This is a genomic window from Caldimonas tepidiphila, from assembly GCF_003569765.1.
Taxonomy (GTDB): domain Bacteria; phylum Pseudomonadota; class Gammaproteobacteria; order Burkholderiales; family Burkholderiaceae_C; genus Caldimonas; species Caldimonas tepidiphila.
This window is the reverse complement of the sequence record NZ_QXMG01000070.1, coordinates 20,201-30,847: the sequence shown is the minus strand read 5'-3', so window position 1 is coordinate 30,847 and position 10,647 is coordinate 20,201. Positions and strand designations below refer to the sequence as shown.

Annotated in this window: 8 protein-coding genes; 5 read left to right on the top strand and 3 right to left on the bottom strand. The window is 64.4% G+C overall.

The genetic code is table 11. The annotated features are described in order from the left end of the window. Positions 1-357: 357 nt before the first annotated feature. Both D3A59_RS22135 and D3A59_RS22130 read right to left on the bottom strand, forming a co-directional pair. On the bottom strand, positions 358-2,727 hold the full coding sequence (locus tag D3A59_RS22135) for an FkbM family methyltransferase (protein ID WP_119157496.1): 2,370 nt from the start codon (positions 2,725-2,727) through the stop codon (positions 358-360). Between the two features lie 226 nt (positions 2,728-2,953). Next, entirely contained in the window at positions 2,954-4,903 is a 1,950-nt protein-coding gene (locus D3A59_RS22130; RefSeq protein WP_119157495.1) for an O-linked N-acetylglucosamine transferase, SPINDLY family protein, read from the bottom strand. Between the two features lie 684 nt (positions 4,904-5,587). Here D3A59_RS22130 and D3A59_RS22125 point away from each other — a divergent pair. The 5 genes from D3A59_RS22125 (at position 5,588) to D3A59_RS22105 (ending at position 9,853) form a co-directional block, all read left to right on the top strand. Continuing rightward, positions 5,588-6,553 carry a flagellin N-terminal helical domain-containing protein gene (locus D3A59_RS22125; protein ID WP_119157494.1) on the top strand — a complete coding sequence of 322 codons (966 nt, stop codon included), beginning with the start codon at positions 5,588-5,590 and terminating at the stop codon, positions 6,551-6,553. A gap of 143 nt (positions 6,554-6,696) precedes the next feature. After that, positions 6,697-8,094 (top strand): flagellar filament capping protein FliD, encoded by a 1,398-nt coding sequence (gene fliD, locus D3A59_RS22120; protein ID WP_119157493.1) that lies wholly within the window; start codon positions 6,697-6,699, stop codon positions 8,092-8,094. A 195-nt stretch (positions 8,095-8,289) separates the two neighbouring features. Next, complete coding sequence (fliS, locus tag D3A59_RS22115) at positions 8,290-8,694, top strand: flagellar export chaperone FliS (RefSeq protein ID WP_119157492.1); 405 nt, start codon at positions 8,290-8,292, stop codon at positions 8,692-8,694. Positions 8,695-8,708: 14 nt separating this feature from the next. After that, positions 8,709-9,068 carry a flagellar protein FliT gene (locus D3A59_RS22110; protein WP_419187273.1) on the top strand — a complete coding sequence of 120 codons (360 nt, stop codon included), beginning with the start codon at positions 8,709-8,711 and terminating at the stop codon, positions 9,066-9,068. Between the two features lie 35 nt (positions 9,069-9,103). Then, entirely contained in the window at positions 9,104-9,853 is a 750-nt protein-coding gene (locus D3A59_RS22105) for a flagellar brake protein (protein ID WP_240636169.1), read from the top strand. On the opposite strand, the gene D3A59_RS22100 is transcribed toward D3A59_RS22105, so the two are convergent. Then, entirely contained in the window at positions 9,810-10,625 is an 816-nt protein-coding gene (locus D3A59_RS22100) for an alpha/beta hydrolase (protein ID WP_119157491.1), read from the bottom strand. The two genes, D3A59_RS22105 and D3A59_RS22100, sit on opposite strands and share 44 nt — an antisense overlap. Positions 10,626-10,647 lie beyond the last annotated feature (22 nt).

The window sequence follows — 10,647 nt, the reverse complement described above, 5'->3', positions numbered from 1 at the left end:
GCACCTCGGCCGCGCACCGCTTCGTCCTCTTCAACTCACCGGGGGTGAATAGATACCCCGCCGATAGCGCAAGGCCTTGCCGTGCGAGTGCCGCAAGCCGGCACAGAGAGACCCTGCGCGCGAGCGTCGGCGGCGGACGGCCTTCTGAGCCTCGTCCGCGCGCCTGATCCCCGCTTCGCCACGAGGGCGCGCCCCTTGCGTTGGCACCTTCAGCCCTGCCCTGCCGGTGGCTCCCGGCTGGCACCGGCGGCAGCCGTGATGGGGGTACCGTCCTGCCGCCGTGCAGCAGAGGTCCTCTCGCGGCTCGCCTACACGACCCTGCCGCAGTGCCAGCTTCCAGAACCAGTCCGCATGCGCTCAAATCCGCATCGTGAACGCCAGGTTCTCCGCATGCACTGTTGGCAACCCCAGGTCGACGTATAGCGTTTCACAGTACAGGCCGAAGAACTCCTGCCTGTATGCCAGCGCATCGCCGCCCACCTCCAGAATCACGTAGTCGCCCGCCAGACGCTGCAAGAGCGGTGAAGCGCCATTCCCGGTCAGCCACGCCGGCCCGAACCGGATGACCGACGGCGCCATGCCCGCATCCAGGCAGCCGAGGATGACCTCTGCATCCATCCCGTGCACATCGACGACCAAGACGGAAGGATCCCCCACGCCGCTGAGCCGACGTGCATCCTCGACGCTGAGCAACAGCACCTCGGTCTGCACGAGGCATTGCCGGATCTGGCCGGCAAGCCGGGAATCGAGCGCCTTTCCGCCGATCGTGCTGCAATCGCCCGAAAAGGAGGAAACACCCCCGCCCCAATCCGGCAACCCCTTCTCGCGCGCCAAGTCCGGGTCAACCGCATGAAGCACGATTTTGCCTGTGTCCGTGCCCACCGCGGCCGGCACCAACCGCGCATTGTCATTGCGCGCGTAATTCTGCTCCAGCTTGGCGAACATCATGGGGTTCGGCTCGAACAGGACGGCCACAGGATCATGCCGGATCATTGCGGGCCGCAGCGGATCGGCCAAGACGCCATCGGCTGCGCCCACTTGCCACACCACTGCGTCTGATTGACGCCGAAACAGGAAATCCAATACCTTGACGAGTTCGAAGGGCGCTTTGTTCGCGACTTTTGGCTTTCCTTGCAACAAAGGATGAAGCACTGCCTTCAGAGCCTGACTGCGCGCATTCCGGACGGATGAAACCAGCTCGATGAACTGATCCCTCAGTGCGGGAGCGCAGCGGGCTGCGTGAGCTTCAGCATCCCGCAAATCCCCCGCCGCCAGCGCCGCGATGGTCTTTTGGCGCATGTGATTCTCGTCCACCCACGAACCCGCCCAAACGTGAATTCCATAAGTCGCCTCCAAGGACCGGTCATAGACAGAAGAAAACGGCTCGTTGAAGTTGTAAGGATAGAAAGCTTGCGTCGGTAGCCGTTTGTGGGGATGGCGCAAAAGCAACTGACCGAAGAAGGCCGGCCCAGTCTCGACATTAGGTGGCTGCCGATTGAGCGGCTTGGATTGCAGCGCCTCCACAGCTTCGGCCATCAGCTCATGGCCGGCCACAGCAGCAATGAAACTATTACTGCAATATGCAGGATCGCCGTTCTCATTGCATACGACTAATGACGCGTCCTCTGCCTCGAAAGGGTAGCGACGAAATGGCATCATGTCGCAATCGATATAGACGCCGCCGTGGATAAGAAGAATTTCATATCTTGCGACGTCGGCTTTTCCTGCGAATGTTCCTGCCTCCGCAATCTTGGCAGCGCTCAAGGGCAACTTTGCGACATCCTTGTCTCGCCACGTGCGGAACTCGTAATCCGGGTACTGCCGCTGCCAGCCCGCCCACCAACTCTCATATTCCTCCGGAATCGGCTTATCGCCAAACCATACCCTATGGAATATGCGTGGAATTCTTACGTCTTTTTGCACACAGGAAACAGCCTCAGCACGAGAGGCTTGGCGAGCATCGTGCGAGGTGTTCCTGGACTGCGGAAGTAAATGCTCGAGGCGGCAGCCTGTCAGTCGCCGGACACGATCTAGGTCTTCCGGCAGTAGCCCGGACCTCCAATCCAGAAGCTCCCGCATGGAAACACTCTCTTTCGCATAAGGAGGAGGAATCTCTCCGGCAGCACGAAATATCGATGCCCAAGTGCAGAGGTAGTGGACGGTACGTCGACCGGTCCGCACTTGACGCAGTCCCTCATGGCGCAGCGACTGGAAATAGAACCGATCCCCTAGAGAGGCCATCGGTTTGGGCATCAGCAACCATCGAGCAATGGTATGAAAAGCCCCGGACAACAGGAAGAAACAGTTGGTATCGACATGCGACCCGCTTTCCTCGTCCGAGATGTTCACCTTCATCACGGAGCCGTCTTCGCGCACGATGTGCCGCCCACTGGTAACGAAGTCCGCACCAGAGGCGGCGGCTTCCACGCAGCTCGCTATGTGATCCGGGTCGTACCAATTGTCTCCGTCCAGAAAGGCGATTGCGTCGAAGCCTTCACTCGCGGCCAACAGCGCACCCAGCGCACGGGGAGTATTGCCATAGTCGCCATGCGCCCGGTCGAGTCGCAAATGACGCACCCCAGACTCCGTATCGAGCCAGTCTTGCGCATGTCCATCGGCCACAACGATATGAACGCAGGCATGCGACTGCCTCCGCACGCTGTCCATGCAACGCTGGAGCCAGGCTCGTGGCTCCTTGTAATACGGTGTGACGACAGCTACGCGCATAAATAATCCCTTCAAATCCTGAAGTCTGCAACCTGCTCGCGCGCTGGACGGCACCACACCACCTCATTGCGCAAGAAACCCTGCCCTCCGGTCGGGGAGCCAGGACATCCATTCGAAATAGTGTCGACGACGCGTCTGACCTTGAGACCCGAACAAGGCAACACCGTATTTCCACACCAAGCCGACCTTGTGCTCGGCAGGCCTTCTGCCATGCACAGGACTCTTTTCACCTTTCGTGCGCAAGCAGGTGTTCTGCGGGCTTTCCTGCGATAGCGAGCCGCATCATGCGGAGATAAAGAGACTCCAGCCCGGCAGCGAATTTTTCGCTGTCGAAAAGCGGGGCTTCGTAGCGGGCCCTTTCCAGCGCCTCCTTGCACTCCCTGAGGCGCCCCTCATGCCGGGCTAGAGAAACTGCCGTTTCGACATAAGACTCAACTGATTCACAGGTCAGTTCACCGAGCCCGACCGCATTCAACAGGCTTCCTGCTACACGTGACGCGAAAGTAAGGCCACTCAGAGTCACAAGAGGAACCCCCGCCCATAAGGCGTCGCTTGCAGTGGTATGAGCGTTGCAGGGCCAAGTGTCCAGCATGAGATCGGCTTGAGCAAGACGTGTGCTGTGCCAAGCAGGCGGCAAAGGCTCACCGAAAATCAAACGCTCGGCACTGATGCCTCGCGCTTCGGCTTCCTGCCGCAGGTTGGCCTCTGCTTGTGCATTCCCCCCCAGCAGCCAGAGGACCCCTTCCGGAACAGCGTGGAGGATTCGACACCATGCATCGAAGACCTCCGGAGTCAACTTATAAAGCTGATTGAAGCAGGCAAATACAAAGGCACCTTTCGGCAAGCCGAACTGGGCGCGATTGGAAGCCTGTGGCAAGGGCCTCTTCCTGTCATTAGGCTGGTAACAAACAGGCATCTGCGCAATCTTCTCGGTGTACCAATGAGCATGCGATAGTGGCGTCACCACAGGATCACCGATGATGTAATCCATGTAGTCCGCCCCAGATGTACCTGGAAAACCGAGGAAGCTGACCTGTACCGGAGCAGGCCTGTAGGCAAAAACAGAAAGGCGACTGCCAGCCGTGTACCCTTTCAAATCCACCAATATATCGATGCCGTCAGCCCGGACTTGCTCTGCAATTTCCTTCGCACTGAGAGACACAACATCCACAAACCTCTCGCAGGCGGCCATCAACCTTTTCTGCTCATCCGATCCTTTTTCTGCAGTGTAGGAATACAGATAGACCTCGAAGTGCTCCCTGTCCCGCCTCTCGAACACTTCTGTAATAAGTAACGCCGTTGCATGGCGAAAGAAATCATTGGAGAGATAACCGACCCTTACTTTTCCTCCATGCGGGCGAGACAAGATGTCTGCAGGGGGAAACGGCACCACCCCCCGCGCATAAGAGGCTGCCTCGAGCCGGGTCGCCATGAGCATGTCTTCCGGATGATGCGGCAAGCCCACCAGAACGAAGGGAGATCCCGCCATGGTGCGATACCCCTCGATCTGTGAGGCCTCGCGGATTGCCTTCAGGAATTCCGCAATGCTCTTGTCGCGTTCGCCCCATCGACACGCGTAGTGATCCAGATGAGCAATGTAAGCATGGCCGAGAAGACTCTTGGGCACCAGCGCGACCACGGTACGCAAACACTCGACGGCCTCTTCGTACAGCTTGAGTTCACGGAAGGCTTGACAGAGCCCCAGGAAGGCGGCCTCGTGATCCATCCTGTACTCCAGCACCTTTAAAAAGGAGGACACCGCCTCCCGAGGACGCCGACTATTGAGATAAGCGTCCCCTAGTATCCGCCAGTACTCCTCGCTCTTCTCGACCTCGGCAGGCCATGCCTCCAGCAAAGTCGCTGTCTCGGCAAACCGGTGACGCTGACTCAGCGCTAGCGCCGCCAGCATTCTGGCGTGGGACGAACTCGGTTGGCGGTCCAGCGCCGTCATGGAGGCCTCGAGACTTCCATCGATATCCCCCGTTTTCTGGCGCGCTGCAGCCAAGGCAATCCAATCTATGGCTTGCCCCCGATCGGTACGCAAGGCCTCGGCTAGCTGCTCGGCACCCCTCTTCCAGTGCGCCGCCTTCAGCAAGTCATGCGCCGCACGGAAACGTGCCTCGGCACCCGGAGTGCGCACATACGGTTTCGAGTGCTGGTTCGACAGCGTCAACATGATCCCAACTTCCTTTAGGACTACCGGAGAATCGGACAATGGTGAAGCATCCCGAGCCCTGCTAGCCGGGGAAAAGCTGGATTTTTCCGGGCCAGCTCAGGACAACGCGCTACCGACGCCTTCCGAGGCCGGACGTGTGGAGCGGCGAGCACGCGTCGCACCGCCTCTTACCCTTTATGCAACGCACTGCCTGTGTCACAGAGGGCGATCGTGACCTGCGGCATGGCGCGGCATAGGACGGGCGGGGACGGCAAGATGCCCTACGACAGCAGCTGCCTGCCGGGGAAGGGCCACTCTGATGAGCGTGTTCCCCGGGCAACTTTCAACGCTTCGGCGCCGTCGGCAGCTTCGCCGCCCGCCTCGCCCTAACTAACAGTAGGCGCTCGAGCTCCGTGCCGAGCCAATCGAGACTCAGATGGCGGAGCTCCAGTCCTCGCGATCACCGCGGGCAAGTGTTTCTTCGCCCACCCACCTCACAAGAAATGTGATTTTTTTCACTCAAGTTCGGACCGAAGCCGTCGAAATTCTTCCCATCGGGCCTGCATGAGCAGCCCGTACCGGAAGCAGCAGCGATGGGCTCGACCCTTCGCCGGCAACTCCGGAGCAAACCCGGCACTCGGAGCATCGGTGGCTTCAGGTAGCACGGATCCCCGAAGGCTCGCTCCAACAAAGCAGGAGATCACCATGGCAATGACCATCAACACCAACGCTATCTCGCTGAACGCGCAGCGCAACCTGTCCGGCTCGCAGAACGCACTGTCCACGACGATGCAGCGCCTGTCCTCCGGCCTGCGGGTCAACAGCGCGAAGGACGATGCCGGCGGCCTCGGTATTGCCGACCGCATGAACGCCCAGGCCAAGGGCATGAACGTCGCCATCCGCAACGCCAACGACGGCATCTCGCTGGCACAGACCGCCGAAGGCGCACTGGGCAAGATGGGCGACATGCTGCAGCGCATGCGCGAACTGGCGGTGCAGTCCCGCAACGCGACCAACAGCGAAGACGATCGCAAGAACCTGCAGAAGGAATTCGGTCAGCTGCAGTCCGAGATCAAGCGCACCATCGAGTCCACCAGCTTCAACAGCAAGAACCTCTTCAACAGCTCGAGCGCCTCGACGCTGAGCTTCCAGGTCGGCGCCAACACCGAAGCCCACGACAAGATCGACGTGGCGGCACAAGGTCTGGCAGGCGCTGCAGGCTCCATCACAGCGGCTGGCAGCGTTGCCAGCATGACGGACGCCGCCGTGATCCTCGCCACCGCGTTCACCACGGACGACACCGGCAGCACCGGCGGCATCGCGATCGGCGGCTGGGATGCGTCTGCCACCATGCTCAGCGGCACCACCGCCGATGCCTCCGCCATTGGTGACGAGATCGATGTCGCCCTCAACGTGATCGACAAGGCGCTCAGCGTCGTCAGCGAGGAGCGCTCCAAGTACGGCGCGGTGCAGAACCGCTTCGAGGCGGCGATCGCCACGCTGCAGGTCAACAGCGAGAACACCGCCGCGGCCCGCGGCCGCATCATGGACGCGGACTTCGCGCAGGAGACGGCCAACCTCTCGCGCTCGCAGATCCTGCAGCAGGCCGGCACCGCAATGCTGGCGCAGGCCAACCAGCTGCCCCAGCAGGTGCTCAGCCTGCTGCGCTGATCCCGGCGCGGCATGCGACGAAAAGCCCGGCTCTGCCGGGCTTTTTTTATGCTTCCCCGGGAGGGGACGACGCCCTGGGCACACCGCAGGCTCAAGTTCCCGCCTGTGCGGTCGATAGGCCCTGAAGCACCCAAGGAGCATGCATGGCAGGCATTTCATCTCCCGGCATCGGCAGCGGCCTCGATGTCAACACCATCGTCAACCAGCTGATGGCTGTGGAAAGCCGTCCGCTGAGCCTGCTGGCGCAGCAGAAATCGACGCTGACCACCAAGTTCAACGCCTTCAGCCTGCTGCAGAGCTACGTGGACAACGTCCGCGACAACGCAGCGAAGCTCGCCTCGCCGGCGCTGTGGAGCCAGACGACCGCCACCAGCTCGGACGCTGGCAGCGTGGGCGCGAGCATCAGCGGCAAGCCTGCCAGCGGCAGCTACAGCATCGTGGTGGACCGTCTCGCGCAGTCGCAGGTGGTGACGTCCGACCGGAACCCTGCGGGTGCGTCGGCCACCGTCGGCGCCGGCACCCTGAAGATCGAGGTCGGCACCCGCCAGCCAGTCCTGATCGAGATCGGCGATGGCGAGGACACGCTCGAAGGCATTCGCAACAAGATCAACGCCACCCCGGCCGCCGGCGTCACAGCCTCCATCGTGAATGACACCGGAGGCGCGCGGCTCGTGCTCCAGGGCACCGGGACCGGGACGGCGAATGCATTCCGCGTCACGGCAGTGGACGGCGATGGTGCGCCCCTCGCGGGCGGGCTGGCGGCACTGAACTTCGACCCCGCCCAATCGCCGAATGACCCGAGACTCGCGCGCAAGGCCCAGGATGCGCTGGTGCGCATCAATGGCGTCGAGGTGGTCTCGACCAGCAACACGCTCGAGAACACGGTCGACGGCCTGAAGCTGACCCTGTCCAAGGCGTCGAGCACCCCGGTGGAGGTTTCGGTGGCGGCAGACACCGAGGGCATGAAGGCGGCCCTCAACGGCTTCATCAAGGCCTACAACGACCTCAACACCTACCTGAACAAGGAAACCCGCTACGACGAGGCCAGCAAGAAGGCCGGCCCCCTGCAGGGCGACGCCGGCGCGCGCACGCTGCAGTCCCAGCTGCGTACCCTGCTGCGCGAGCCGAGCGGCGCCTCCTCCGTCTTCGCGCGGCTGCCCGACATCGGGTTCGACATCCAGCAGAACGGCTCGGTCCAGCTCAACCAAGGCAAGCTGTCCGCCGCGATGGACAAGCTCGGCGAGCTGGCGCGAGCCTTCACCCACGAAAGCGCGGGTACACCGGCCAGCGAAGGCTTCGGCCACCGCTTTAGGAACCTGGCCGCATCGCTGACCGAAGGACTGATCAGCAGCCGCAACCAGAGTTTCCGCGACGCGATCCGGCGCAACGAGCAGCAGCAGGAAAGAGTCCAGGACCGCCTCACGCTGGTGCACGCCCGGCTGCTGAAGCAGTACACCGCGCTCGACACGAAGATCAGCAGCCTGGCCAGCCTCAACAGCTACGTGAGCCAGCAGATGGCTGCCCTGAGCAAGAAGGGCTAGGGCCGAGCGTGCGAGTGACGCCCCGTGTCGTGTCCCTCGGCGAGCGCAAGGCCGGGGGGCGAGGGCATGCCGCGGCAATGCACATCACATGCCAGTTCCAGTGCGAAATAGCACACTCCATCCCCCCCAATTCCGGGATCAAGTTCGAAGCGCTGCCGTCGATAACCTCCTCAACAGTAGCAAACAAGGTCTAGGATGTTCGCAGCGCACCGCAATCCCGCATCGGCCTACCGCCGTGTCGGCGTGGAAATTGGCATCGAGACGGCCAGCCCGCACAAGCTCACCACGATGCTGTTCGACGGCGCGCTAGAGCGCATCGCGCAGGCACGGGGCGCGATGGCGCGGCGCGAAACCGAACTCAAGGGCCGGCTTATCACGCAGGCGATCCGCATCGTCGAGGAAGGGCTTCGCTGCGCGCTCGACCGCGAGAAGGGCGGCGAGCTGGCGGGCAACCTGAACGAGCTCTACATCTACCTGAACACCCGGCTGCTGCAGGCCAACCTGCGCGACGACGACGAGGCGCTGCAGGAATGCAGCCGCCTGCTCGCCCAGCTGCGCGACGCCTGGGCCGGGATCGCCACCGAGGCGAAAGCCGCCTGAGATCGGGACGCTCCATGCCGCATACTCTCGCCCCCCACCTCGGCATCGACTTCAGCCCAGCCTCGATGATGACCGGCATCGGCCTGCTCGCTTACTACGAAGCAATCGGTCGCGCCAGCGACGAGATGCTCGCCGCGGCGCAGACCGGCGACTGGGATCGCGTGATGCGGCTCGAGGGCGCCTGCGCGGTGCTGATCTCGCAGCTCAAGCACGCCGCGCACGGCCAGTCGCAGCTGAACGCCGAGCAGTCGCGCGAGAAGCGCCGCATCATGCAGCGCATCCTCGCCAACGACGCGAAGGTGCGCCAGCTCGCCGAGCCCTGGCTCGATGACCTGGACCGGCTGATGGCCGCCGCGCCGCGCGCCCTGCACTGACCCACCTGCCCGGCCCGCGATACGGCCGCAGCCCGATGAGCCCCGACGCACTCCCCTCGCCGGCTTCCGGCGACTTCCGCATCAGCGAGCCGCTCGAAGTGGCGGCGCTGCTGCGCGAGCTGGTCCGCCAGCGTGCGCTGCTGACGATCGCCGCGCCCGACGGCGCGAGCTACACCACGCTGCTGTGGGAGTTCGACGCCGAGCGGGGCCTGCTGCGCTTCAGCGCCGGCGACCACGACGACCCCGGCCTCGCACGCGTGCTCGACGCGACGGACGCGGTGGCGGTCGGCTACCTCGAGCGCATCAAGGTGCAGTTCGACGTCAACGGCCTGGTGCTGGTGCACACCGCCACCGGCGACAGCGCGCTGAACTGCGCGCTGCCCGCCGGGGTGTTCCGCTTCCAGCGCCGCAATGCCTTCCGCGTGCGGCCGCTGGCACAGACCGAACCGACGGCCCGCTTCGCCCATCCGCTGCAGCGCGAGGTGCAGCTGGCGCTGCGCGTGCTGGACGTCAGCATCGGCGGCGTCGCGCTTTTCCTGCCCGACGGCGCCCCCCAGGTGCCGCCCGGCACGAAGCTCGATCGGGTGGAGCTCGAGCTCGACGGCGACACCCGCTTCGACTGCGGCCTGCGCGTGCACCACCTCACCGGCATCAATGCCGAGTCGCGCGGCGTGCGCCTGGGATGCGAGATCGAGGGCATCTCCAGCGCCGGGCTGCGCATGCTGCAGCGCTTCATCGACCTCACGCAGCGTCGCCGCCGCACGATGGCGTTCGACGCGGGCTGAGCCCGCCCAGCGGCCCGGCGCGCGGCGCGAGCCACTGCGCGAAGTCGGCCGCCATTGCCACGGTCAACTCGTGATGTGCCGGGTGCAGGCGCAGCGTCGGGCGCGCGCGCTCGCGCAACAGCGCCCGCATCGCCAGCGCCGCATGGTGCAGCGGCAGCACCTCGTCGAGCGTGCCGTGCGCGACGAACACCGGCAGGTTCTCGAGGCGCGGCTGCCGGCGCTCGCCGCGCCGCGCCGGGACCCGCGCGCGCCGCCGCCCCTCCAGCAGCTGCGGCAGCAGCCGCGCGCCGAACAGCGCCAGCCCGGCCAGCGCCGCCGGGCGCTGCAGCGCCAGCATCGCCGCGAGCGCCCCGCCCTGGCTGAAGCCGGCGAGATACAGCCGCGGCGGCGCGAAGCCCAGCACCTCGGGCAGCCGGCGCAGCAGCGCCGCGAGCTGCGCGCAGGCCGAGTCGACCTGCGCCGCCCGCACCTGCGGCCCGTCGAGCGTGAAGCGCACCGGATACCACATGAAGCCGCCACGCGGCATGCGCCGCGGCGCGCGCGGCAGCACCAGGTTGAGGCCCTCGGGCAGCGCGCGCGCCAGCGGCAGCAGCGCGCGCTCGTCGCCGCCGGCGCCGTGGATCAGCAGCAGCACCGGGCAGCGCTCGGCATCGTGGCGCGCACGGCGCACCAGGCAGGCCAGCGGCAGCCGCGGCGGCTGCAGCAGCAATTCGGGGGCATCGTCGGAGGCGGTCGGGGCCAGGTCGGGCATCGGTGCGGACAGTTGGAACACCGCAGCCGGCGCGGCAAGCGGC

Coding starts and splice junctions, on each gene's coding strand:
- D3A59_RS22135 (WP_119157496.1), bottom strand. CDS start 2,727: ATGCGCGTAGCTGTCGTCACACCGTATTACAAGGAGCCACGAGCCTGG.
- D3A59_RS22130 (WP_119157495.1), bottom strand. CDS start 4,903: ATGTTGACGCTGTCGAACCAGCACTCGAAACCGTATGTGCGCACTCCG.
- D3A59_RS22125 (WP_119157494.1), top strand. CDS start 5,588: ATGGCAATGACCATCAACACCAACGCTATCTCGCTGAACGCGCAGCGC.
- fliD (WP_119157493.1), top strand. CDS start 6,697: ATGGCAGGCATTTCATCTCCCGGCATCGGCAGCGGCCTCGATGTCAAC.
- fliS (WP_119157492.1), top strand. CDS start 8,290: ATGTTCGCAGCGCACCGCAATCCCGCATCGGCCTACCGCCGTGTCGGC.
- D3A59_RS22110 (WP_419187273.1), top strand. CDS start 8,709: ATGCCGCATACTCTCGCCCCCCACCTCGGCATCGACTTCAGCCCAGCC.
- D3A59_RS22105 (WP_240636169.1), top strand. CDS start 9,104: ATGAGCCCCGACGCACTCCCCTCGCCGGCTTCCGGCGACTTCCGCATC.